The organism is Actinoallomurus liliacearum, assembly GCF_039542035.1.
GTDB classification, from domain to species: Bacteria; Actinomycetota; Actinomycetes; order Streptosporangiales; family Streptosporangiaceae; genus Actinoallomurus; species Actinoallomurus liliacearum.
In genome coordinates, this window is record NZ_BAABHJ010000040.1 from 785,419 (window position 1) to 809,328 (window position 23,910).

The following is a 23,910-nucleotide window of genomic DNA, read 5'->3' on the forward strand; positions in this document are numbered from 1 at the left end:
CTTTCCCGAATCGAGTTGACCTTGATCGAGGCGGACCCTAATCTGCTCGGGCCGTTCAGGAGGTCAAAGTGGTCTGGGCACGAACCGAGGTCGACGGAATACCCGCTTATTGGGCGGACGGCGACGGCGATCTGAAAGCCCATCTCATCTTCCGGGTCGGCACGGCCGACGAACAGTTGGCGGTCTCGGGAATCACCCACCTGATCGAGCATCTCGCGCTGTTCGCGGTGAAAGGCCAGGCGCACACCGTCAATGGCCAGGTCGACGCGACCACCACGGTGTTCGCGGTGAAAGGCGATCCACAGGAGGTCGTCGAGTTCCTCACCGGGGTGTGCGGGGCGCTGCGCTCCCTGCCCTTCGACCGGCTCCAGGTCGAGAACCGGATCCTGCGCGCCGAGGCGAACGACAGGGCACCCGCCCTGCTGGAGCCGCTCCTGCTCTGGCGGTACGGCGCGGCGACGTACGGCGTGTCCTCCTACGAGGAGTTCGGCGTGGGCAGGCACACCCCGGACCAGATCTCCGCCTGGGTGGAGCGGTGGTTCACCCGGGACAACGCCGTGTTGGTGTTCATGGGCGGGCCACCACCTGAGTCACTGCGGCTCGACCTGCCGGCCGGCGAGCGGATTCCGCCGCCGGCGCCCTCATCCGCCCTGCCCGTCACACCCGCGTACTTCACCGAGCCCCTACAGCACACCGTGGCGGCCAACGCGGTGGTCGGCCGGTCGGTGCCGGCTCAGGCGTACACGATGTTGCTCGGCAGGCGGCTGGAGAAGAAACTCCGGATGGAGCTGGGAATCAGCTACAGTCCGGCGGCGTCGTACAACGTGCGCGACGCGGACGTCGCCCATGTCACGGCGTTCGCCGACGGCCTGCCGGAAAATCACGCCGAACTGGTCTCCGCCTTCGTATTCCATTTCCGGCTCACCGCGGAAGAGGCCGCGTCCGGCCAGGAGATCGCCGACATCGTGGACCGGCTCCGTACCGCCAAACGCGACTCGCCATCCGGCACCGCTTATGGCAACGCGCTGCGCGAGCTGTTCGGGCGCGAGCCGATCAGTGACCGGGACCACGCGGCGAGCCTGGCCGCCGTGGATCCGGAGGCCGTACGGGAGGTGGGTGTCGAGGCGCTCCGCTCGGCCCTCCTGATGACGCCGGGCTGGGAACTGCCGGGCGCCCGTTTCCATCCGGCACCGTGGACTTCGGCCGACGCGGTCGACGGGCAGGTCCTGCGCAGCGCCGACGCGCCGGTCGACGGCGAGCGTCTCGTCATCGGCCCGGCGGGCGTCAGCCTGGTCCAGAGTCCCTCCCGCCGCGTGACGGTGCGGTTCCCCGAGTGCGAGGCGATGCTCGCCTGGCCGGACGGGGCGCGCCGGCTGATCGGCCGGGACGGCTTCTCGCTGCTGATCGAGCCGACACTCTGGATCGGCGGCTCCTCCCTCACCGCGCGTCTCGACGAGGCGATCCCGGCCGATCGGGTCGTGCCGCGCCCGCGGCGGTCCTCCGACCGCATCCCCAAGCCCAAGGCGAGCCGTTACCAGCGGGTCCGCGCGCGCCTGACGCGCGACCGGGCGGCGGGAGCCGCCCCCACCCGGCGTACGGGTGGGGGCGACGCGGATTAGGAGACCTTCTCGACCGAGGGGACGTGCGTGACCTGGTTCCAGGTGAACCGGTACTTCGTGCCGTCCGCCGGGACGCTGAGTTTGAGGTTCTCACCGCCGGCGGCGCCGCCCGCGCCGTAGTTCTCGGTCCACGAGTCGTTGATGGCGATCTTCCACTCGTAGTCGCCGGCCGGCAGCGTGAAGGTGCCGTGCCACTGGCCGTCGGTCGTGTCGAACGCCAGCCGGCTGGCCGCGCAGGCCGGGTCCCAGTCGCCGCCGCAACCGACCTCCGACTGCAGCGACCCGGCGAGCGTCACGTGGTCGCGAGCGGGCTTGGGCTCGGCGGTGGTCACCGTGACCGGCGCGCCGGTGACCGGCCGCGCGCCGCGCTCGAGCAGGGTGGCGCGGTATCGGACCTGCGTGCCCAGCGGCAGCTTCGACACGTCGTCGGTGACGGTGTACGCCGGGGAGGAGGTGTCCGTGCCCAGGTCCTCCCAGGCCCCGCCGCCGACGCTGCGCTCGAACTTGACCGACTGCGTCGCCCGCTCGGGGTCGACGTTCGCCTGGACGGTGACCGGGTCGATGTTCGTGACGGTCCCGCCGTCCTTCGGGGCGGTCACGGTCACCGCCGGCGCCGGCACGGACGTCGACCGTTCCTGGCTCCAGCGGGTGTGACCGGCGTTGTCGAGCACGACCGCCCGGTAGCGCAGCGGGGTGCCGGTCCGGTACCCGCTCGTGTCGTGGAACACCTGGTACGGAGCGGAGTCGTCGGTGCCGATCGGCTGCCACGGGCCGTTGCCGACCTTCACCTGGAAGGTGACCTCGTTGAACGAGGACCCGGCGACGTTCGCGGCGACGTGCATGCGCCCGTGCGACGTCTCCGCCGGCGCGGGCGCGTCGAGCGTGATGGCCGGGGCGGCCTTGGACGCGGGGACCCGGCCGTCGGCGAGGTACACCACCGCGGACAAAGCCGGCACGGTCACCCGCAGGGTCCGGTCGCCGCCGCTGCGCAGCGTCGCCGCGCCCGTGCCGTACACCTGTGTGAAGCCGCCGCCGGCGACGTACGTGGGGATCGCGGCCGACTGCGCCGTCGTGCCGTTGTTCAGCGCGACGACGTACTCCCGCTGCTGCGTGCGGTCCATCCGGGAGAACGCGAAGATCCCCGGCCCGCCGGAGGCGTACCGGACCTGCTCGGCGCCGTTCCGCAGGGCGGGGTGCCGCTTGGTGACCGCCGCGAGTTCGCTGATCGTCCGGTAGAGCGGGTGGCTCGTGTCGTAGTTGTCGACCGCGTGCGTCGAGGTGGTCCCGAGCAGGTCGTCCTTGAGGTACTCCGGCACCTTGCTGGCGAACATCGTCTGCCGGGCCAGCTGGTCCCCGCCTGTGCCGGTGAAGCCCTGCTCGTCGCCGTAGTAGACGACCGGATTGCCGCGCGAGAAGTACATCAGCTCGTGCGCGAGCCGGTCCCGTGCCACCAGCTCGGCGTCCTTCGCGCCCGGGTTGTCACTGGTCAGGAAGTAGCCGATGCGTCCCATGTCGTGGTTGCCGAGGAACGTCGGCAGCTCGTAGACGTTGGAGTCCGCGTCGGTGTACCAGTCGTCGTTCTGGAAGAACCGCGCCAGCGCGGCGGTGCCCAGGCCGCGGGACGCGAAGTCGCGCGCGGCGTCCTGGAAGGGGAAGTCCAGCACCGCCTGCATCTTGTCGTGCGTGGTGTAGTGCGAGGTGAGGCTCTTCGCCGCGTCGTCGCTGCCGTCGAGGGCCACCTCGCCGAACATGAAGAAGTCCGGCTTGCCGTGCGCCCTCGCGTACTTCACGATGCCCGGCCCGAACGTCTGCCAGAACTCGTCGTTGACGTGCTTCATCGTGTCGATGCGGAAGCCGTCGATGCCGAAGTCCTTGATCCACGTCTCGTAGACGTCCATGAATCCGCGGACGACGCGCGGGTTCTCGGTCATCAGGTCGTCGAGCCCGTAGAAGTCGCCGTACTGCGCATCCTCGCCGGTGAAGGTCGTGTTGCCGCGGTTGTGGTACAGCGTGACGTCGTTGAGCCAGTCCGGCACCTTGAGGTGCTTCTCGCTGTCGTCGAGCACCGGGGTGTACGGGAAGGACGTGTTCGGGTCGAGCTTGGGGAAGGTCGAGGTGCCCGCGTAGTCCCGGTCGTCGAACGGCTTCCCGTCGGCCGTGCGGTACGGCTTCTGGTCCTTGGAGACGTACGCCGTGCGCGCCCCCTGCTGGTAGCCGATGACGTCGGCGGTGTGGTTGGTGATGATGTCGAAGTAGACCTTCATGCCCCGCTGGTGCGCGGCCTTGACCAGCGCCGACAGGTCGGCGTTCGTGCCGAGGTGCGGGTCGATCTGCGTGAAGTCGGTGATCCAGTAGCCGTGGTAGCCCGCGGAGGGGCCGTCCTCGAGCTGCACCGCCTTGTTCTTGAAGCTGGGGGTGAGCCAGATCGAGTTGGTCCCGAGTCCCTGGATGTAGTCCAGCTTCGCGGTGATGCCCTTCAGGTCACCGCCGTTGTAGAAGCCCTTGTTCGTGGGGTCGAACCCGGAGACCAGCGGGTCGTTCCCCAGGCCGCCGGTGTCGTTGGCCGGGTCACCGTTCTTGAACCGGTCGGCCATCACGAAGTAGAAGTTCTCCTTCGTCACCGGCCCGCGGAGCGAGTGCAGCGCACTGCCCCGATGGCCGGTGGAGGAGGCGGGTGCGGCGTTCGCCGGCAGGGCCGTCGACCACGCCGCGACGCCGAGCGTGGCCGCGGTGGCGGCGAGGGCGGTACGTACCGAGTTGCGCATCGATGCGGACTCCTGGCTCGTGGGTGCCAAGACCGTAATTCACCGAAACGCCCGGAGAAAAGATCTCCGCACGCGCGAGCGGGCGCGACGGCCACGATCGGCCGCCGTGCGTGCGGATCGACCACGCCATCGCCGCGAAGCCGACATCCGGACGCCCGTGGCGCGGACCTCAGGCGACGCCGGGCCGGCTCACTGCGTCGCCGTGACGATGCAGCGCCGCAGCTCCGCCACCGCCGCCGGCGCGCCCTCGACCGTCACGCCGCTCGGCTCGTCGCCGGCCTCGCGGTTCCACACCCAGCGCAGCAGCGCCGTCGGCGGACCGCTCACGGTCACGTCGGCCGCGCCGTCGCCGGCGCCGTCCTCCACCGTGTACGGCTTCGGAGCCGTCCGTACGCGCCAGGCCGCGCCGTCGGTCCGTATCGCGTACGTCCGGGCCGGCGCGCCCGCCAGGATGCCGGTGAAGTAGTCGCCCCACTCGTTGACGCTGTACGCCAGGAAGACCTTGAGCAGCTCGTCGACGCCGTCGACGGCGAGGTCGGCCGGGACCGGCGCGACCGGCTGCCCGGCGGCCAGCTCGGCGTCGATGCGGTGGACGACCGTCTCCTGCGCCATCCGCCGGATCCAGAACCCGACGGTCTGGTCCGGGCCGTACCAGGTGCCGGTCGGCTCCTCCGGCGCACGCGCGGCGAACTCCCGCAGCAGCCCGGCGTACGTGCGGTCGAGCAGCGCGAGCGGCTCCTCGCCCTTCAACCCCTCCGGCGGCCACTGGTCGGGCTCGCCGCCCTCGCGCATGCCCAGGGTCTTGTGCAGGTAGACCTGCCCGACGTGGCGGGTCAGATCGGCGACGGTCCAGCCGGGGCAGCTCGGCACCGCCGCGCCCTGGTCGGTCGCCGCGACGGCCCGCAGCCGGGTGAAGTCCGCCTCAAGGCAGTCGAGAAGCCGGGAGTACTCCATCCGGACAGTAGAGCAGACGCATACGACGAGCCGGCGTCCGGTCGGCGCCGACGAAAGCCGGGCGACCCGGTCACGTTTGGAACAAGGGGCATTCTCGGATTCATCGCCCAGGGCATGATCCGATGCATGTCCTTCAAGCCCGCCGCGACGACCTGCCCCCGGTGCGAGCGGGCGCTGATCGAGAACGAGGGTCACCGGACCTGGTGCGCGGAGTGCGACTGGAACCTGACCGACGATTTCGGCCGACCGCGGCGGAGTTTCGTACGGCGCCGTCTGGACAGTGCGTCGGATCGGCTCGTCGTCTCGCTGTACGAGGAGTTCCGCGCCGACACCCTTTCCCGGCCCGGTTGGGACGCCGCCCGCGTCGCCTCTTACGCCGTCGCGGCCGGCGTGCACCTGATGACGGCCGGCCTCGTGGTGGTGGCGGTGGTGGCGAGCGTGCTGTACCCGTTCTTCCCGGTCTTCCTGCTGAGCCTGCTGCTGCTCGTCATCGCGTTCTTCATCCGCCCGCGTCTCGGGCGCATCCCGAGGAACAGTCTTCCGCTGACGCGAGAGGACGCGCCGGAGTTGTACCGGCTCGCGGACCAGGTCGCCGATGAGGTGGGGGTACGGCGGGTCGACGTCATCGCGACCGACGGCTTCTTCAACGCCTCGTACGGGGCCGTCGGGGTACGGCGCCGACGGATCGTTACGATCGGCCTGCCGTTGTGGAACGCGCTCACCCCTGAGGAGCGGGTGGGCGTGCTGGCACACGAGATGGGCCATGGCGTCAACGGCGACAGCCGCCACCTGCTGGTGGTCGGAACGGCCCTGCACACGCTCGATCGGCTCTACACCCTGCTCCGGCCCGACCGGCACTGGGAGACGCGTGCGGCGGGGTTCGTCGCCCTCATGGGCTTGGCCTTGAGACTGGCGAAGTGGCTGCTGCGGCTGCCGGTCGCCGCCGCTTACCTGGCGCTCGCGCTGCTGACCCTGCGCGCAGGCCAGCGCGCCGAGTACCTGGCCGACCGGCTCGCCGCCGACGCCGCATCACCGGCGGCCACGGCGGACGCCCTGGACAAGATCCACACTGTTCAGGAGACGCTGCTCCCCGCCATCAGCTTCCAGGCCGCCTATCCGAAGAAGGTCGTCCTGTGGAGCAAGCATCGCGAACTCATCAACAAGCTCCCGGCTCTCGAACTAGAGCGGCGCCGACGTGTCTCCGCCATCGTCCAACACCGGGTCGACAGCAGCCACCCGCCGACCGGCCTGCGGATCGCGCTGCTGCGCGAACTGGCCGCGTCGAAGCCGAAGGTGTCGCTCACCCCGGAACAGGCCGAGGCGATCGAGACGGAGCTCGGTCCGCACTACGCCACCTTCGCGGTACGGCTCGCCGCTCCGTACCGCGCCGCCCACTACGAGTCCTGAGACCGGAAGCCCCGGTGCCACGATCGGTCTCGCGACGAACGGGGACATCTCGCGGATTCCACCGTCTCGAACGGGCGGCTGCGTTGGTTACCTCGATCGTCCGGCGATGAGGTGCAAGAGGCGGATCACCGCGAGCGCCGCCAGGGGCAACGCCACGATGGGCAGCCTCGTCACCAGCGTCAGCGGGGTTCCGCTGAGATGGCCCAGCGTGCCCAGGGCGTCGCCGGACGCGCGGTCGGTCAGGAGGACCGTCATCGCACCGACCGAACCGGCCGCGCATCCACCGAACCCGATCCGTGCGTCACGGCTGAGGAACGACGTCAGCACCCCGATGCCGGCGACGGCCAGTAACGCCATCTCGACGGCCCAATGGAGCAGCCGAGGATGCATGACCACCGGGCCGGTCGGCGGCGGGTCGCCCGGAGAGATCCGCCAGGTGTACTCGAAACCGGGCGGATGTGTCCGGGCGCCGATCGACGTACGGACCTGGGGCGGTCGGAGCAGCAAGGTGTAGCCGGGATATCCGGCGGCCTTCAGCACGGGACCGACGCTCGCGCCGGCGATGTCGAAGGCGGGGCGTGGGCCCCGATGGTACGCCCGGACGACCTCGGTACGGGCGAACGTGAAGGCCGCGTCCGGCTCGACGCGCGTCGCGCCGAGGGCTCTGCCGGGGAACAGCGCGACGGCCACCCGCCGGCCCAGGTCCCGCAGTTCGCGGTCCACGTGCACGCCACCGCCGACCCAGAGATCGACCCGCCCACTGCCGTCCGCGCGCAGGACGACGACGATGTGGGCGCCCGGTGCCGGGCGCGCCCGACTGCCTCCGCAGCCGACCGCGACAAGGCACAGAACCGTTGCCAGCGCGGCCCACCGCCCCCACCTCATCGCGCCCTCCATGGCCGACCCGCGGTCCTCAGCATGGTCGGTCCGGATAGCGGCGAGATCTCGTTTCAGCCGCAGGTCGGCCGGTGGGTCGCGGCGACACACGGTCGGTTCGCGTCCGGACCCGGCTGTGGCGATCGGGGACGGGAGGCCCGGGTGGTCAGCGCCGGCGCCAGAAGCCCCACCAGCCGCGCTTGGGAGGACTCCCGGCCCCCGCCGAGCCGGCAGGGGCGCTCTCGAGGGCGGCGTTGCCGACGTACACCAGGCGGAACTTCCCGATCTGCACTTCGTCGCCGCTGGACAGCGGCGCCTCGTCGACGCGCTCGCGGTTGACGTAGGTGCCGTTGAGGCTGCCCGCATCGCGGATCGAGAACCGGCCGCCGCGCCGGTAGAACTCGACGTGCCTGCGGGACACGGTGACGTCGTCGAGGAAGATGTCGCTCTGCGGATGGCGGCCCACGGTCGTCATCTCCTGGTCGAGGAGGAACCTGCTCCCGGCGTTGGGGCCCCCTCTGACGAGGAGCAGCGCGGTGTCGGGCGGGAGCGCCTCAACTGCTCGGTGATCGGGCGCCGGCCCCTCGTCCTGGTCCGCCTCGACGGCCGCCTGGATCGCGCTCAGCGACATCGTGGACGTCGAGTCGCCCGGCTCACTCGTGATCGGCGGGACCTCCCCGGCGAGCGGGGCACCGCAATTCGAGCAGAAGCGGGCACCGTCCGGATTGGTGTGGCCGCACCGCGCGCACTCAGCGTTCGGCATCGCCGGTTCCGCCTCCTATCTGTGGCTTCAGTCTTCCCCATGCACCGTACGGCACGGACTGCCAGATTTGACGCTGTGGTGGTGTGACTGAGCCGACGGAACCGCGCGGCGTCGTCCTGCCGGCGGACCGCCGGGAAGGCGGTGTCGGGTGGCGGCCCTGATCTACGAGGTCGGTTCTCCGCCGGGCGCCGGGAGCCGACCACTGGTCCATTGGGGTTGCTGAGAGCACGAAGATCAAATTCCACGATCCGGCCCCGTGACACCTGCAGGCGGTGGCCGTCTTCGCAGCGGACCTCTGACGGTTCCACTGCGCGCCACCGCCTGCGGGGTCGAGTTCCCGTTTCGGACCAGGAGTAACGACCGTTACCCCACGGCTTCACCTCCTGCGCCGGGCGCGCGAAGGTGATCGGTGTCACTCTCGCCCGGGCCTCTTGGATCGGGGCGGATGGTGGCGTATCCCTGCCAGGGTGGGGCCTGGAGCACGGACTTGTCGGCGAAGATGAGTTCTGCGAGCGGAAGCGGCTGGTGGTAGAAGTTCAGCGACGACTCGACGCCGAAGATGCCGGCTGACGCCAGGAAGAACGGGAGTTCGGCGGTGAGGTACCGCATGGCCCGCTCGATGCGCTCAGTGGTGAACGGCCCGTCGTACCCTCGGGCGGCGAGGACGTCCCTGCTCATCTTCGCGCAGGTCTCCCACAGGGCGTCGTCCTTGCCCAGCGCCTGCTCGCACTCCGCGAGCCTTTCCCGGTAGATCTCGTTGGAGGCCAGGCCCGACATCCGGTGCAGACCGTCGGTCTCCCTCGGGCCGCCGCTGCTCTCCCAGGCGCGGACGATCCTGTTGCGCAGCGCATTGATCTCGCCGCGTGTCTTCTTCGCCGCGCGGCGCTCGTCGTAGCCGAGCGCGAGGAAGGTGTGTTCCAGCGCCAAGTCCGGAATGACGACGTCGACGTGGGCGAACTCCTCGCAGAGCCAGCCCAGGAGCCCGGTCAGCAGCGGGACGCTGAAGTAGCTGTTCCCGGGGCTGACCCCGACGACCACGTGCTCTCTCTGTTCCCAGACCGAATGGCTCGTGTCCGTGAACGGTTCCACGATGAAAGGCGCCCGGTGGTCTGCCGGGGTCTGGTTCCGGTCCGCTGCGCCTTCGCGTGCCGCCCTCATGTCCAGCTACCGGTGCCGGGGCCCTCGGCTCCGCCCAGATACCTTCGGCGAAGCTCCTCTCGGCGGATCTTTCCGGTCCCGGTGCGGGGCATGTCCTCGATGTCGATCACGATCGGCTCGGCCAGTTCGGGAAGTCCGCGCACCGCCCTTCGCCATTGCCCCTGGTCGAGGCGGCCGTCGGGGGCGGCGACGACGGGCACCGGTGGCCCATCACTGACCGCCAGCAATGCCACGTCGTGCTTCTTGGGCAGGTAGTCGACGAGCACGTCCTCCAGCTCGATGCAGCTGATGCCGGGCGTGTAGTTGACCTCGCGATCGAGGACCTTGACCTTCCCGGTCCGGGTCTTGATGCCGATGTCACCGGTGTTCCACCACTCGCCCACGGCCTTTTCGTTCCAGCGTTCGGGCTCGCCGAAGTACCCGATGCAGCGCGCCCTCGTACGGGCGAACACCAGCCCGGGCGTGCCGTTCGGGACCGGGCGGAAGGTCCGCGGGTCGACCACCTTGATCTGGACGAACGTGGGCATCGGCCGGCCCACCGTGCGGGGGCCCGGCTCCTGGTCGCGCCGCTTGTTCGCCCTGCGCCGCGTGATGAACGTCATTCCCAGGCCGCCGGTCTCCGACTGCCCATAGCCGTCCCGCCAGAGGGGGAAACGATGACGGGAGGCGTTCAGGAAAGTGCGAACCCTCGACCAGTGAACGGCGTCGAAATTGCTGATGAACATCCGCACCGAGGAGAAGACGTTGCTCCGGCGCTCTTCGGCGAGCTCCTCCATTCGGTCGTAGTCGATCGGCAGCGCCTCGATCACGGTGGGCTGATGTTCCCGGAACAGCGGCCCGACGATCTCGGGGTCGTTGTCGCTCATCAGGAGCACTTTGGCGGGAGACAGGGTCAGTACCGAATAGATCCAGGTGAAGGAGCGCGCGTGAACGTAGGGCAGGAACACCGCGACGGTGTCGTCCCGCCGATAGGTGATCGGCGGTAGATGGCGGCATTCCAGCCTGGCCATCTGACCCTGGAGCTTGTCGGGGGTGTACATGATGAGCTTTGGAATGCCCGTGGTTCCCGACGTGTGGGTGAGCATCATCAGCTCGTCATTCGCGCGTGGCGCGGGAGGCGGCTCGTCGGCTCCGTCGAGATCCGCAAGGGTCAGTGCCTGCGGTATCTCCTTGTCGAGGCACAAGGTCTGCTCGACGAGCGCGGACAGCGGGCTCGCGCCGTTGCCTTCGCTTGCCAGGCGTTGCTGGTCGCTGACCAGCAGCTTCGGCTCGACGCGTCGCAGCAGGGCGCGCACCGCCTCATCGGGCAGTAAGCCCGAGAGCATGACGGGAACAGCGCCGATTCGGCATGCGGCGGCCGCGAGCAGAAGGCAGTCGAAGTGGTTGTTCTTGAACACGGCGACCCGGTCGCCGGTGCGAATTCCCGCAGCGTACAGCGCTGCCGAGGTTCTCCGCACGAGTTGCGCCAACTCCTCGATATCGAGGAGGGTCCGGCCCGCCGGATCGATGTCGAGTGGGTGGCTGAGACGGAAGATCATCGGATTGTCCAGTTCGGCCCTATGGTCGAACAGGAGACCTACATTCGACTTCCAGAGTTGTTTCCTGTGCACCGTTCTCCCCGTTGCTTGATGCAGGCTTCGGCTATGCAGGCGAAAATCGCTGGTCTGGATCAAGGCCCAGTGAACCAATCGTCAATCAGCGAGTCAATCTCACTGGTCACTCCTGTCACAAAGGCCGAATGTGGTCATGAGGATGGCCCGATATGCACGTCGAGTGGTCAAGAAGTTGCTCGCTGTCAATCCACTCGGATTACTGATTACTCGGCGTGACGCGGGCGCGCCTCGGCTTTGGTGACGGCCGAGCAAGGCTGTGCCGAGGGTCATTGGCCATGGCCTCATCGTCTGAGACGATCAGGTCAGGTGGATCCGGCATGCCGACCGCGGTGGATACGAAAATTCCGACATGTAAGAGATCGCGATGATCTTCGGGGTCGGCCGGAAATCCTGATTTCTCGTATCGCTTGAATCTCGGGGGAAATTCATGCGAAGAGCCGTGACATTGAGCGCCGTCCTGGTGCTCATGGTCGAGGTCGCCGTCGGCATGCCCGCGCTGAGCGCGGCCGACCCTCCGGTGATCTTCACCGAGTCCCAGTTGTCCAGGGTGCTGCTCGGACCGGCCGTTCAGGTCAAGGACGCACCACCCGACTACGACAAGGACGTGGTGGCCAGCGCCGAGCTCGTCGACTGGCGGAAGAAGAACCCCTCGGCACCGGCCGCGGCGGTCGACGCGCACGTTCGATCGCTGCTGGCCGGCCTGGCGAACCCGCCCAAGGACCACATGGTGGAGTCCCGTCCGGAACGGTGGCGGGCCCTGCTGAAGGCCGTCTACGCCACGCAGGGGATGGAGATCACCGGGCCGCGGACGAGCGAGCTCCTGGCCGTGGTGACGGCGCGGGACCTCTTCCAGGCGGTGCGTTCCAAGGAGCAGCGCCTGAGAGGTGCGCAGCAGGGCGTCGACCTCGACGTCTCCTTCACCAAGGCCGCCTCGGGCGTCTGGATGGCCGTGTACGACGCGGCGGCGACGGACCCGGCGTTCGCCGCCGCGTGGCGCGACCACGTCGGCGTGGCCCGGCCCGGGGAACCGTACGCCCTGGCCGCGACCGCCACCTCGGAGACGCTGAAGACGCTGCCCGGACTGCGTGACGTGGCCAAGGTCGATCGCCTGGTCGCCGCGGGCAACGCGGGCAGGACGGCGTTCTACGGCGAGGTCCGACGCCAACTCGACACGTTCACCGATCAGGCGGCCGTGCTCGACCTGCCCCGCAGGCTGGTGGAGGCCGACGCCTCCACCCGGATGCCCGATGACCCGGACGCGTACGTCTCCCCGGAGGTCATCGAGCAGTACAAGAAGAACCAGGAGTTCCGGCAGAAGACCATCGACGGCCTGAAAAGCGGCGGCGAGTTCCTCGTCGGCGCCGTGAAGTACGTCGACGCCGGGCTCGGCAACCAGATCGCTCAGTACCTCGAGCCCTTCGCCAAGGTGCTCACGTCGTACAACGAACTGATCACCGCGGTCGGCACCATCGGGGCCGCCACCTCGGTGGGCGCGGCCTTCGGCGGGATCGGCGCCGCGGTCGGCGCCGCGGTGGGGATCGTGCAGGTCTTCTCGGGAGTGCTCGGCGGCAGCAAGGGCGCCGACCAGGCCGCCCAGAAGCAGATCCTGGAGGCCATGAACCGCGGGTTCACCGGGATCCACGAGGACCTCAAGGTGATCCGGCAGAACATGAACGACCGGTTCGACCGCGTCGACAAGAGCCTGGACCAGATCTTCTCCACTCTGGTCGACCGGTTCGGCACCCTGATCGAGGCGATCAAGGACGTCAACGCCAACGTCCAGGTCATCCACGAGCAACTGCTGGGACTGCAGTCGCAGCTGCAGAATTTCGGCTCGGACATCCTCAACTCGTTGAAGGACGACCAGAAGGGCGCGTTCATCGCGGCGGCCACCCACTACGTCGACTACCCGGCCTTCAACAACGGCCGGACGCTGGACACCTACAAGACCTACACGGAGGGCGTGGACGTCTTCATGGCCACCGCGCGGGACACCGCGCGCAACAGCACCTTCACCCAGCAGAACTACGCGCTGGACGACCCCCGAGCGGCCCTGACCGCGCGGAGCACGCCGTCCGACAACGGATCACCCGGGGCGGCGGGTGCGGTGGACTGGCTCGCCGACTACGCGAACCGCCACTACGGCTCGGCGTATCGCGTATCGCCGCCGAGCCTGATGACGCCGAACGCCGACCTGTGGGCGGAGGCGGCGCGCGCCTACTACCTGACCGCACTGCAGAACCCGCGATGGGCCGGCGCGGAAGGCGACGACCAGGCACGGGCCACCGCGCTGAGCAACGCCGGGCTGGAGATCCGCCAGGCGGCCGCCCAGTTCGTCACCGGCCACGCGGCTCCCCCCAAGATCTTCAGTGACCTCGAAGGCGACAACCTCCGCTCGACGAGCGCCTTCGCGACGGAGGTGGAGGAGCTGAAGTACCGGGTGATGAACGACGCCCGGCGGTTCAACCTCTGGGACGACGTCGAAGGCATCTACAACGCCCTCAACGCGGACGGTCGGCTGCGGCAGCTGCCGGGCGTGGCGCCGACCATGTCCCGCTGTGGCGGCGGCGATCCCATCCAGACGCCCGACAGCACGAAGCGGATCGACGACATCAGCCACGCGCTGATGGTCGACCGCTGGATCAACCCGGGTCGCAGCAACGTCGAGATGTGCTACAGCGGCGAGTACCTGACCGAACACAACGGGGCGATGCTGTGCGAGCGCGGGAACTGGTGCCACCGCTCGCACTACTACGACCTCACCGTCACCTTCACCTACACCGTGACGGGGCCGGGCGGACCGCCGATCGAGGCCAAGAAGGTCATCTACATCCGCCACGACCTCCGCAAGTGCACGTGGTGGGGCTTCCCGAACGACCCGATGCCCGCCAACTGCCCGCGGGGCATACCGAACGTGCACGACGAGCTGAACAAGCCGAACGAGTACCTCGGTCCCATCGGGAACACACCGCCGGTGTCGGCCACGGCGGGATTGGCCGAGGTCACGCAGATGATCTCCGACCGGCGGGCGCAGTACTACGACCTGGTCGCGAGGGAGCTCGGCGAGGGCCACATCGCGGCGGCGCGCGACATGAACGACCAGGCGCTGCTGTGGCGGGCGTACACCGACGTCCTGGTGCCCCGGCTCTCGCGCGAGGACGACAGGCTGCGCCGTCTCCTCTACGGGCCGCACAGCCTGGTGGCCGACGCCCCCGTCGCGGTGGGGCAGGTGACCAACCCCATCCTGACGGCGACGTACGTTCAGGCCGCTCGGGCGCAGCGCGCCGGCGGCCTGAACGGTCCCCTGGTGCTCGACACGATCAAGACCGACACCGGCGACTGCGCGCAGTTCCGCAACCGGGCGACGGACGCCGTGGCCACCTGCGTGAGCAAGGCCGCCGCCCAGCGAGTACGTGACCTGGACTCCCGATTCCAACTCGCCTTCAACAACTACGAACCACGCGCACGGGTCCTGGACACCTCGCCGCTGGTCGATGAGGTGCTCGACAACCTGCGGCTGGTCAGCCAGTACGTACGAACGGCCTATCCCGCCCCGCCGCCGGCCCGCCCCGCCCCGGCCCTGACCGGGCGTCGGTTCATGGAGAAGAAGTAGTCGTACGGCGTCACGTCACCAGAACCCGGTGCAGGCGTTGCGCGGGAGGTCGGTGGGCCAGTTCGGCGTGTCACCGCAGGCGCGGAAGTGCCACGACGGCCCGATCTCGTGCGCGCGGCTCGCGAAGGTCGCGCCGGTCGTGGTGAACGGGCCGCACTGGGTCCACGTCTTGCCGTCGTCGCGGGTCCAGTCCATCCAGACGCGGTCGCCGTACCGGGCACCCGTGATCTGCGCCCAGACCATCTCGTGTCCGCCGATGCTCCGGGTGAGCAACTGCACGGTGGCGGTGTGGTCGCGGCCGTGCACCTTGGCCGGCGCGAGCGGGACCTGGCCGTCCTGCCGGCCCGGCCACGGCCAGTCCTTGCACGCGGCGAACTGCTGTACGACCGGAGGCCTGGGCGCAGGCGCCAGCCAGCGCCCGACGAGCACGCCGGACCCGCCGAAGACCACAGCGGTCGAGCCCATCAGGGTGGCGACGACGAGCCGGGCGCGGCGATCGAAACGGCGCGGCGGCGGCACGGGTTCGGGAGCCGGTCGGGGCTCCGCCTCCGGCGGCGGAGCCGGTTCGCCGAACGGCGCGGGCAGCGGCGGGCAGGCGCCCTGGCGGTGACGGTCGTCGGTGAGGTGCTCCCACAGCGGGCGCAGCCGCGCCGGATCGTCCTCGGCCAGCCGCGACAACCGCTGGATCACGGCCCAGGGCGGGACGATCCGCCCCGACAGATAGCGGGAGATCGAGGAGTCGCTCGCGTGCACGAGCGCTTCGAGCTCCTTGAGGCTCTTCCCGGTGCGGGTCCGCAGCGCCTGGAGCTCGGCGGCGAGCCGTGGCCCCGCGGCGCAGTCCGCTGTCTCCGGCCGCTCTGGACGGGGTTCTTCCGCTGGCCGCTTCATCCCGACGCATCCCATCCGGCCGCGGCCGAGCGCGCCGCCCCTGGGGCCGGGGGCTCGCCGCGATCATCCGATCCCACGCGCCATTCATCCCATCACATGCGAGACGCGTGTGCCGTTCTCGCTGCGCGGCGACATAATCACTGAAGTGAATTTCGACGGACTGATCAGCGACCTCGCATCGTCGGATGAGGCGATCTGGAGGCCGGCCCAGAACACCTTCAAGGAGCTCGGTGACGCCGGGGTCCCCGCGTTGATGGCGGAACTGCTCGATGAGGAGTCGCCGCTCGACTGGGCCCGGGCGGGCTTTCTGCTGAGAGAGCTGGGCGACGCGGCGTTCTGCGCGATTCGTGACGCGGTCGCCACCGACCTGCCGGAAGAGCCGGCGCGAAGGGCCGGCTGGACGTTCGGCGGTTTCTTCGGTGAGTACTGGGACCGTCTCCTGGAGTCGCTTGAGCATCCCTCGGCCGACGTCCGGGAGTGCGCGGCCCTCTGCCTGCAGAGAATGGGCACGGAGGCGCTGCCGGCGACCGGCGCGCTGATCCGGCTGCTCGGCGATCCGGACCTGGGCGTACAGCAACGAGCGATCTGGGCGCTGGAGGAGCTGGGGCCCGGAACGCTGGACGCGTTGCGTGAGGTGCGGAGGTCCGGTCCGGGCGCGTATCGCGCGAACGCCTTCAGCGCGATGATGAACATCGGCGGACCCGAAGTCCTGTCACGAAAGGACCAGGATCTCTGGCGACGCCATCTCGGGGCGAAGGCCGTCGCCGACCGTCCCCAGATGATCTGGGAGAACAGCTGCATCGCCGTTCCCGGCGGTGACCAGAAGGCCATCCTGGAGATCCTGGATTTCTCCGACCCCGGTCCGATGTACTTCGACCTGGGATTGGCCGTCGCCAGTGGATCATGGTGGACGGTGCCGCCGGTCGAGCACACCCAGCGGGCCGAGGCGTTCATCACTCCGGAGGTCGACGGCTGGACTCTCATCGTCAGCGGCTGGTGCTACCCGGCGTGGGATGACGAGTGGTACGCGCAGACGCGCGACGCCCTGCGACGGCTGAGCGAGCGTTTCGGCGTCGCATGGGGATTCGCCGGGCGCGGCTATGCCGGTACGGAGGCGTGGGCCTGTGCCAAGGGCGGCGACGTCATCTGGGAGCAAGAGGTCACCCAGGACGACGAGTGGGGCGAGGACGATTCCACCGGGGGCATCGACACGGACGAGCCGCTCGGCATCGACCCGACCGCACTGACCGAGAAGACCCCCATGCGCGGCGCGGGCCTGCGTGCGCTGACCCCGTACGGGCGCGACGCTCCACGGAGGGAAGCCTCCGAGCCCGCCACGGGATGAGACCGCCCGAGGACTCGAGCCGGTCCACGCCGCTCTTGCCGCGGGTAACCGATGATCACCGAGAGCGTCGGCTCGTCGCCAAGTCTCACCTCTCGCGGTTTCGCCGAAGTCGGCCGAGGGGACGACGTCAGCGGATCATGCGGCATGAAGTCAGGGCAGTAATCCCTTGACGTGGGCAATCGTCGCCGCCGGCCGGGTCATCGCCGAAAGATCCGATCCTTTGTCTCGAATACTTCGGCCAAGGCGGTTGCTCCATGGGATTTCCGAAGAGCATGGCGATGGTCATGTCCGGCGCGGTTCTCGTCGGGAGCGCATCCCTCGCCGCGGGCGCTGCTCCCCGGGCCGGCGCCGCAGCGGGTGTGGCCGAAGAGGTCATCTCCGACGGTGGTTGCTGCGGGCCCCACAGCGGCCGATCGAGCAGCCGCGACGTCGACCGGAACCGCCATGGGGAACGGCTCGAAGGCAGAATCCGAAACCGCAACTCCAACAGCGGCTACAGCCATGCGCAGCAGCAGGGACACGGTGAACAGGAATCCGCCGCCACCACCTCCTCCGCGGCTTCGGCTTCCCAATCTCCGCCGGGTGAGCCGACCGCGGCGATGCGGTCGTACCTTCGGGATCTGGCGGCGGAGAAGAAGTTCACCGGCTCGGCGCTGGTGGTACGGCGTGGGCGGGTGCTGGTGCGGTTCGCCGCCGGCGAGGCCGACGAGGAGAGACACATACCCGTCCGCCCGGACACGGTCTTCCTGATCGCCTCGGTCACCAAGCAGTTCACCTCAATGCTCGTGCTGAAGCTTCGCGACCGTGGCCTGCTCGGCCTGGACGACCCGATCTGCCCGTATCTCATCCCGACGTACATCGACGCCTGCCCGGCGGCGTGGCAGCCCATCACGATCCGCGAAATCCTCGTCCATACCTCAGGCATCCCCGATTACCAGAATCTGCCCGGCTTCTATGAAAAGCTCTCGCAACCGACCACGACCCGCGAGATCATCCAGCGGTTCGTGAATCTGCCACTGGACTTCACACCCGGCACCAGCTGGAAATACAGCAGTTCCGGCTACATCCTGGCCGGGGCGATCATTCAGAGCGTGACGCACCAGCCGTACGGCGCCGTGCTGCACGACGAGATCACCGGCCCGCTGCACCTCCGAGACACCACTTACAGCAGGGGCTACGGGCCTCCCGGGCACGCGAAGGGCTACTTCACGATCGGGTCACCCGCCCCGCCCATCAACGGCTCCCAGGCGTTCGCCGCGACCGGAATCTACTCCACCACCGACGACATCGCCCGCTGGGACCGGGCGTTCGGCGCCGACCTGGTCGCACCACCCGCCACCGTCGACGAGGCGTTCTCGCCACAGGCGCCATGCCCGCCCGGCGGCTGCCTCAACCTGCCGTCGAGCGCGTACGCCTTCGGCTGGCTCATCGACCGGCTCGACGGGCACCGACTCGTGTACCACCCGGGTCTGCTCCAGGGTTACGCCGCGAGCAACATGTACCTGCGTGACGACGACATCGAGGTCGTCGTGCTCAGCAACGTCGAAGCCACCGACACCAACGGCATCGCCCGCCACCTCGCCACGATGGCCCTCGGGTCGTAGAGCGCGGGGGTCACACCGAGCGTCCGTCCTCCTTCCTGCTCCCGGCGAGGGTGAGGGCCAACCGTACGGCGTCGGCGCGAGAGTGCAGATCGGCCTTGGCGAACAGATTGTTGATGTGGGTCTTCACGGTGGATTCGGTGATGTACAGGCGCCGGGCGATCTCGTTGTTGCGCAGACCCTGGCCGATGAGGTCGAGGACCTCCCGCTCGCGCGCGGTCAGCGGTACCGGCGTGTCCGGCTCGGGTGCGGGGACGCGGGTGGCGAGGGTGAGCAGCCGCGACTGCACGTCGGGGTCGAGGACCGCCTGCCCGGCGTGTGCGCCGCGCACGGCCTGGACGATTCTCGTACGGTCCGAGTCCTTGGTGAGGTAACCGCGGGCGCCGGCGCGCAGCGCGGCGAGGATGGACTCGTCGTCCTCGAACGTCGTCAACACCACGACCGGCAGACCAGGCCGGGCGGCCAGGATCCGCCGGGTGGCCTCGACCCCGCCCATGACCGGCATGTGCAGATCCATCAGGACGACCTGCGGGTCGTGCTCGCCGACCGCGGTGACCGCCTCCTCGCCGTTGGCGGCGGTGCCGACGACGGTGATCTCCGGGTCGAGGTCGAGCATGACCGCGAGCGCGTCCCGGATCGCGGCCTGGTCGTCGACGACCAACAGCCGGATCGACGTCATCGTGGCAACTCCAATCGCACTGTCCAGCCCGGGGCCGGCGGTTCGGTGGGGCCGGCGTACAGCGTGCCCTCGAGCAGACTGGCCCGTTCGCGCATCCCGACCAGGCCCATCCCGCTGCCCGAGTGGTTCGGCGGGGCACCGGCCTCGGCCGTTCCGGTGTCGGTGACGGTGAGCCGGATCAGCCGGTCGGTGTAGTCGAGCAGCAGGCGCACCTCGGCGCCGGGCGCGTGCCGATGCGCGTTGGTGATCGCCTCCTGCGCGGCGCGGATGACGGCCTGGGCGACCTCGACCCGAACCTCGCCGGGCTCGCCCCGGACCTCGAATCCGGCCGTGCTCCCGTGCGCGATACGGGCGATGGTCTCAGGAAGCGGCAACGTGTCCTCGCGCAGCGCGTGGATCGCGCGGCGGGTCTCCCCGATCCCTGACACCGCCAGCGCCCGCGCTCGCCGTACGGCCTCGTTGGCGTCCTGGCCACGGCCCGCGACGTACAGGGCGTCGGCCATGTCCAACTGCACGGCGATGCCGGACAGGGCGTGGCCGAGTACGTCGTGGATCTCCCGGGCGATGCGCCCCCGTTCCTCCAGCGCGGCCTCCCGAGCCTCGGACGCGGCCGCGCGCCGGCTCTGCCGGGCGGCGAGGTCGGCGATGGCCAGCGCGTCGGCCCGTTCCCGGCGCGCGAGGCCGATGTAGAGGGGCAGGCACACGATGAGCGAGACCCACCACGGCGACTCGTGCGGCAGGTGCAGGGCGGTGGCGACCCAGCTCACGGTGGCCGTGGCGGCGGTCCCGGCTCCGACGATGGTGAACGCGGCCCGCCGGGAGGCCAGCTTCTCGCCGGCGGTGACGGAGGCGATGAGCACCAGTGCCGGGGCCGCCGTGTCCTTCGCCAATGAGAACGACACCGCACCGGCGGCCATGAACACCGACACCAGCGTCATCTGCATCCGGTCCGACAGGCGGCGCCAGGGCAGGATCGACGGCGCGACCCCCGTGGCGATGGCGACCACCACCACGCCCCAGGTGAGCCAGGGGAGCCGGACCGGCGGATGCTCGACGAGCTGGATCAGGGTGAGCACCGAGATGGTTCCGACGACGAACGGCCGGATCAGTTCGTCGGCGAAGCGCGCCGGGGTTCCCGCCGGCGCGTCGTCGGCGCGGACCCCGGCCGGGCGTGTGTCGTCAGGCTCGGCGTTCATCGCCGGACATTGTTCCGCCTGCACCGGTCATGGTCATCGGCGACGGTGGCGCGGATCGGTGTCCCGCGCCCGGTCCTCGGGGGAGCCGTCGCCGTTCGGTCGCGGCCCGCCGTACGGGGTTGAACCGTCGTACGGCTGCCGGAAGTCGAGGTTGCGCACCTCCTCGATCAGCGCCGCGAGGCCGCCGCGCCCGCGCGGACGGCGTGTCCGGGACCAGTCGGTGGTCTGCACCTTCTCCTGCACCCCGTCCAGCAGGGACGACATCGTGTGCGGTGCGCCGTCGCGCCCCTTCGCCCACACGACCCGGCCGCTCGTGCGCATCGCCTTGGACAGCACGGCCAGCCCCTCCACCACCATGCCGGCGCCGAGCGTGAGCATCAGCCCACTGCTGCCGGCATGCGCAGCGGTCGGATCCACCACGCCCAGCACGACGCTCGCGCCGAACCTGACCGCGAGGTTGATCCCCCACAACACCACGGTCGTGGCCGTGTAGCGCAGGTAGACGATGCCATCGTTGTCGAACACGCGGATGCTCGCGCCGCGCAGCAGGCCCAGCACCAGGCTGAGCGCGGTGGTGCCGACCAGGAATCCGATGGAGACCGGGGACTGGGGCACCTTGGCCAGATCGGTGAGCCCGACTCCTGCGAGCACGGCGGGGAGCAGCAGCATGCGCTTGGCCTCGGCGGGCTCGCCGAGCAGACGGCGGGCCAGGATGTAGCCGACCGCACCGATGATCAGGATGATCTCGACGGGACCGCTCACCGATCCCACCTCCTCTCGGGGCACGTCATCTGGACGCCGTCGACGTTAGGAGGCCGGCGGCCCCGTCGTCGTGGGTCAGCCGCCGTATCCCGGGTGGACATCCGACTCCACCCGCCGCGAGTGGCGTGCCGTGTCCCTCTCACGCGCTGTCACGCTGGGCGGTGCTCCCGTCCGGTGCGCTGTGCCGGTATGCGGCCGCGTACTCGTGAACGGTCGCTCCGCGGGTAAGGGCGGGGCCATGAGGACACTCGTGAAGACCGCCACCGCGCGGTCGAATCGGTGGCCCGTGGTGGTACGGCGATGGACCCGCAGGTCGTCGCCAAAATGCTGACCCGAGGAGACGCGCGCGGCCGTACGGCCGAACTGAGCCCCCGCGAACGCGAGGTGTTGAGCCTGATCGCCGCCGGGCGCTCCAACGTGGCCATAGCTCAGCAGTTGATGATCTCTGCCAGCGCGGTCACCGAACACATCGCGAGCATCTTCGGGAAGCTCCACCTGCCGGAGTCCGTGGACGACAACCGCCGTGTCCTGGCGGTGCTCGCCTATCTCCATCGCTGACCGCGTTCGGCGGTGGAGCGTCATCGCGTGACGTCCACCAGGACCTTGCCGACCGCGCCGCTCTCCACCGCCCGGTGCGCGTCGGCGGTGCGGTCGAGCGGAAAGCGGACCAGCGGCAGGCCGTGCTCCGCTCCGACCGGCAGGGCGCCGTCGCCGACTGCGGCGGCGACGTCCTCGGCGGCCGCGGCGCGCGCCTCGGAACCGGCGGTGTAGAGCACCAGGAACTGCAAGCGTGTGTTCAGCACCATGTTCCGCAGCACGTCCAGTTCGACCGGCTTGCCGCCATCGTTGGCGTAGGTCGAGATCGTGCCGCGCGTCCGCAGCACGGCCAGGTCCAGTGCGAGGTTCGCGCCGAGCGCCACCTCGGCGACGATGTCGACGCCGTCCGGGGCGATCTCCCGGATCTCGGCGGCCGGGTCGCCCTCGCGATAATTGATCACATGGTGGGCGCCGGCGGCAGCGGCCAGCCGGGCCTTCTCCGGGCCACTGATCGTGCTGATCACGGTGGCGCCGGCCCATCGGGCGAGCTGGATCACCGCGTGCCCGACCGCCCCGGCTCCACCCGCGGCGAGCACCACCCTGCCGTCGAGCGCGCCGGGCCGCAGACGGCGCGGCCCGTCCTCGGCGACGGTGAGCGCGCGGTGCGCGGTGAGCGCGGGAACGCCGAGTGCGGCGCCGACGTCGAAACCGGCCTCGTCGGGCAGCGGCACGGCCTGCTCGGCGGGCACGACGGTGAACTCGGCGGCGGTGCCGGTGGGCCGCCCGGCGGTGGCCATGAACAGCCAGACCCGCTGACCGACCCGGCTCGGGCCGACCCCCTCACCGACGGCGTCGATCGTGCCGGCGCCGTCCAGGTGCGGAGTGACCTCGGGGAACCTCATGGGGCCGGTCGAGCCGGAGCGGGCCTGCCAGTCGGTCGGGTTCACGCCGGACACGGCGACCCGGACGCGAACCTCGCCGGGACCGGGCATGGGCAGGTCACGGTCGACGAGCTGAAGAACGTCGGGGCCGCCGTTGTCGCGGTAGATGATCGCCTTCATGATCCGTTCCTAGGTCGCTTGCTGCTGGTACTACGGCGAAAGGGCCGTTCATCCCGTGCCCGTCCCCACGCTGTCCCCTCCGCCTAGCCGATCGGGACTTCGTTGGAGCGGGACTCGACGGCGTTGAGGGCGGCGCGGGTGACGTCGTCGAAGGTGAGCTCGCCGGCCGCCATGTTGGCCTCCAGGTGGGCCGGGTCGGCGGTGCCGGGTATGAGCAGCACGTTCGGCGCGTGGTGCAACAGCCAGGCGAGACCGACCTGGGAGGGCGTGACACCCAGCGACTCGGCCACGGCGTGGACGGCCGGCTCCTCGGTGACCTTGGGCAGGCCCGGAAACGCCCCGCCGAGGGGGAAGAACGGCACCCACGCGATGCCCTCGGCCGCGCACAGCCGCAGCATGTCCTCGTCGGCACGGGAGACCAGGCTGTACGCGTTCTGCACGCAGACGATGCCGGCCGGCAGGGCGCGGCGCAGGCCGTCGAGGGTGACGCTGCTCAGGCCGATCGCGCCGATCTTGCCCTCGTCGCGCAGCGCGGTCATGACCGCGAGCTGATCGTCGAGGTCGACCACCTGGTCGCCCTCGGGACGCAGCCCGGGGCCGGAGTCGAGGCGCCGGAGGTTGACCACGGGGAGCCGGTCGACGCCGAGGCTGCGGAGGTTGTCCTCGACGCTGGCCCGCAGCTGCTCGGGCCGCTGCGCGATTCGTAGCGGCAGACGTCCGCCCGGATTGGGGTCGGCGCCGACCTTGGTGACGACCAGAACGCCGTCTTCCGGGCGCAGAGCTTCGCGGATCACGGCGTTGGCGAAGCCGAACCCGTAGAACTCGGCGGTGTCCACGTGATTCACGCCGAGCTCGACCGCGCGGCGCACCAGCGCGACGGCCTCGCCGCGGCGGTCACGGAGGCGGTCGAGCTGGGCAGCGCCGAAGCCGACCCGGGACACGGTGCGGCCGGCGAACGAAGCAGTAGGGGTGCTGATGATGTCTCCTCGGTCGGCGATCGCATCGCGTCTGACGGTCGGACCGACACCGTACGGACATGGAATGACAGATGTCAATATTTGTCATTCCAAGCG

General features: G+C 69.8%; 18 protein-coding genes. 6 read left to right on the top strand and 12 right to left on the bottom strand.

What is annotated here, in order from left to right:
• Positions 1-68: 68 nt before the first annotated feature.
• Positions 69-1,619 (top strand): peptidase M16 family protein, encoded by a 1,551-nt coding sequence (locus ABD978_RS42475; protein ID WP_345367170.1) that lies wholly within the window; start codon positions 69-71, stop codon positions 1,617-1,619.
• On the opposite strand, the gene ABD978_RS42480 is transcribed toward ABD978_RS42475, so the two are convergent.
• Both ABD978_RS42480 and ABD978_RS42485 read right to left on the bottom strand, forming a co-directional pair.
• The gene (locus ABD978_RS42480) at positions 1,616-4,384 is read right to left on the bottom strand and encodes an alpha-amylase family glycosyl hydrolase (RefSeq protein WP_345367172.1); all 2,769 of its coding nucleotides are present in this window, start codon (positions 4,382-4,384) and stop codon (positions 1,616-1,618) included. The two genes, ABD978_RS42475 and ABD978_RS42480, sit on opposite strands and share 4 nt — an antisense overlap.
• Positions 4,385-4,573: 189 nt before the next feature.
• Positions 4,574-5,338 (bottom strand): maleylpyruvate isomerase family mycothiol-dependent enzyme, encoded by a 765-nt coding sequence (locus ABD978_RS42485; protein WP_345367174.1) that lies wholly within the window; start codon positions 5,336-5,338, stop codon positions 4,574-4,576.
• 126 nt (positions 5,339-5,464) lie between these two features.
• Between ABD978_RS42485 and ABD978_RS42490 the strand changes: the two genes are divergently transcribed.
• Positions 5,465-6,745: a M48 family metallopeptidase gene (locus tag ABD978_RS42490; protein ID WP_345367176.1), complete on the top strand. Its 1,281-nt coding sequence runs from the start codon at positions 5,465-5,467 to the stop codon at positions 6,743-6,745.
• A gap of 87 nt (positions 6,746-6,832) precedes the next feature.
• Here the strand turns inward: ABD978_RS42490 and ABD978_RS42495 are convergent, their stop codons facing one another.
• The 4 genes from ABD978_RS42495 to ABD978_RS42510 form a co-directional block, all read right to left on the bottom strand.
• A complete protein-coding gene (locus ABD978_RS42495) occupies positions 6,833-7,630 on the bottom strand; it encodes a hypothetical protein (RefSeq protein ID WP_345367177.1) in 798 nt (265 codons plus the stop codon).
• Between the two features lie 157 nt (positions 7,631-7,787).
• Entirely contained in the window at positions 7,788-8,384 is a 597-nt protein-coding gene (locus ABD978_RS42500) for a double zinc ribbon and FHA domain-containing protein (RefSeq protein WP_345367179.1), read from the bottom strand.
• Positions 8,385-8,747: 363 nt separating this feature from the next.
• Positions 8,748-9,473 (bottom strand): tRNA-dependent cyclodipeptide synthase, encoded by a 726-nt coding sequence (locus tag ABD978_RS42505; protein ID WP_345367181.1) that lies wholly within the window; start codon positions 9,471-9,473, stop codon positions 8,748-8,750.
• A gap of 65 nt (positions 9,474-9,538) precedes the next feature.
• The gene (locus tag ABD978_RS42510) at positions 9,539-11,152 is read right to left on the bottom strand and encodes a class I adenylate-forming enzyme family protein (RefSeq protein ID WP_345367183.1); all 1,614 of its coding nucleotides are present in this window, start codon (positions 11,150-11,152) and stop codon (positions 9,539-9,541) included.
• A gap of 442 nt (positions 11,153-11,594) precedes the next feature.
• Between ABD978_RS42510 and ABD978_RS42515 the strand changes: the two genes are divergently transcribed.
• Positions 11,595-14,768, top strand: coding sequence for a hypothetical protein (locus ABD978_RS42515; RefSeq protein ID WP_345367185.1), 3,174 nt, complete (start codon positions 11,595-11,597; stop codon positions 14,766-14,768).
• 15 nt (positions 14,769-14,783) lie between these two features.
• On the opposite strand, the gene ABD978_RS42520 is transcribed toward ABD978_RS42515, so the two are convergent.
• Positions 14,784-15,656, bottom strand: a complete 873-nt coding sequence (locus ABD978_RS42520) for a helix-turn-helix domain-containing protein (RefSeq protein ID WP_345367187.1) — start codon at positions 15,654-15,656, stop codon at positions 14,784-14,786.
• A gap of 145 nt (positions 15,657-15,801) precedes the next feature.
• On the opposite strand from ABD978_RS42520, the gene ABD978_RS42525 reads away from it, so the two are divergent.
• Together ABD978_RS42525 and ABD978_RS42530 are read left to right on the top strand one after the other, a co-directional pair.
• Positions 15,802-17,001 carry a HEAT repeat domain-containing protein gene (locus ABD978_RS42525; RefSeq protein ID WP_345367189.1) on the top strand — a complete coding sequence of 400 codons (1,200 nt, stop codon included), beginning with the start codon at positions 15,802-15,804 and terminating at the stop codon, positions 16,999-17,001.
• Positions 17,002-17,600: 599 nt separating this feature from the next.
• Positions 17,601-18,605: a serine hydrolase domain-containing protein gene (locus ABD978_RS42530; RefSeq protein ID WP_345367191.1), complete on the top strand. Its 1,005-nt coding sequence runs from the start codon at positions 17,601-17,603 to the stop codon at positions 18,603-18,605.
• Positions 18,606-18,615: 10 nt separating this feature from the next.
• On the opposite strand, the gene ABD978_RS42535 is transcribed toward ABD978_RS42530, so the two are convergent.
• Genes ABD978_RS42535 through ABD978_RS42545 form a run of 3 tightly spaced genes read right to left on the bottom strand, consistent with a single transcriptional unit; the run spans position 18,616 to position 21,239 of the window.
• Positions 18,616-19,281, bottom strand: a complete 666-nt coding sequence (locus ABD978_RS42535; protein ID WP_345367193.1) for a response regulator — start codon at positions 19,279-19,281, stop codon at positions 18,616-18,618.
• On the bottom strand, positions 19,278-20,477 hold the full coding sequence (locus ABD978_RS42540) for a sensor histidine kinase (protein WP_345367195.1): 1,200 nt from the start codon (positions 20,475-20,477) through the stop codon (positions 19,278-19,280). Before ABD978_RS42540 ends, ABD978_RS42535 begins: the two co-directional genes overlap by 4 nt.
• Positions 20,478-20,510: 33 nt before the next feature.
• Positions 20,511-21,239 (bottom strand): DUF1453 domain-containing protein, encoded by a 729-nt coding sequence (locus ABD978_RS42545; RefSeq protein WP_345367197.1) that lies wholly within the window; start codon positions 21,237-21,239, stop codon positions 20,511-20,513.
• Positions 21,240-21,539: 300 nt separating this feature from the next.
• Between ABD978_RS42545 and ABD978_RS42550 the strand changes: the two genes are divergently transcribed.
• Entirely contained in the window at positions 21,540-21,797 is a 258-nt protein-coding gene (locus ABD978_RS42550) for a helix-turn-helix domain-containing protein (RefSeq protein WP_345367199.1), read from the top strand.
• 20 nt (positions 21,798-21,817) lie between these two features.
• Here ABD978_RS42550 and ABD978_RS42555 read toward each other — a convergent pair whose 3' ends face one another.
• Together ABD978_RS42555 and ABD978_RS42560 are read right to left on the bottom strand one after the other, a co-directional pair.
• The gene (locus ABD978_RS42555) at positions 21,818-22,837 is read right to left on the bottom strand and encodes an NADPH:quinone reductase (RefSeq protein WP_345367201.1); all 1,020 of its coding nucleotides are present in this window, start codon (positions 22,835-22,837) and stop codon (positions 21,818-21,820) included.
• Positions 22,838-22,920: 83 nt separating this feature from the next.
• The gene (locus tag ABD978_RS42560) at positions 22,921-23,778 is read right to left on the bottom strand and encodes an aldo/keto reductase (RefSeq protein ID WP_345367203.1); all 858 of its coding nucleotides are present in this window, start codon (positions 23,776-23,778) and stop codon (positions 22,921-22,923) included.
• Positions 23,779-23,910: the final 132 nt, after the last annotated feature.

Excerpts from the sequence above, each read along its gene's own strand:
- ABD978_RS42530 (WP_345367191.1), top strand. The coding sequence starts at position 17,601 with ATGCGGTCGTACCTTCGGGATCTGGCGGCGGAGAAGAAGTTCACCGGC.
- ABD978_RS42555 (WP_345367201.1), bottom strand. The coding sequence starts at position 22,837 with ATGAAGGCGATCATCTACCGCGACAACGGCGGCCCCGACGTTCTTCAG.
- ABD978_RS42520 (WP_345367187.1), bottom strand. The coding sequence starts at position 15,656 with ATGAAGCGGCCAGCGGAAGAACCCCGTCCAGAGCGGCCGGAGACAGCG.
- ABD978_RS42550 (WP_345367199.1), top strand. The coding sequence starts at position 21,540 with ATGGACCCGCAGGTCGTCGCCAAAATGCTGACCCGAGGAGACGCGCGC.
- ABD978_RS42495 (WP_345367177.1), bottom strand. The coding sequence starts at position 7,630 with ATGAGGTGGGGGCGGTGGGCCGCGCTGGCAACGGTTCTGTGCCTTGTC.
- ABD978_RS42540 (WP_345367195.1), bottom strand. The coding sequence starts at position 20,477 with ATGAACGCCGAGCCTGACGACACACGCCCGGCCGGGGTCCGCGCCGAC.
- ABD978_RS42485 (WP_345367174.1), bottom strand. The coding sequence starts at position 5,338 with ATGGAGTACTCCCGGCTTCTCGACTGCCTTGAGGCGGACTTCACCCGG.
- ABD978_RS42490 (WP_345367176.1), top strand. The coding sequence starts at position 5,465 with ATGTCCTTCAAGCCCGCCGCGACGACCTGCCCCCGGTGCGAGCGGGCG.
- ABD978_RS42535 (WP_345367193.1), bottom strand. The coding sequence starts at position 19,281 with ATGACGTCGATCCGGCTGTTGGTCGTCGACGACCAGGCCGCGATCCGG.
- ABD978_RS42500 (WP_345367179.1), bottom strand. The coding sequence starts at position 8,384 with ATGCCGAACGCTGAGTGCGCGCGGTGCGGCCACACCAATCCGGACGGT.
- ABD978_RS42480 (WP_345367172.1), bottom strand. The coding sequence starts at position 4,384 with ATGCGCAACTCGGTACGTACCGCCCTCGCCGCCACCGCGGCCACGCTC.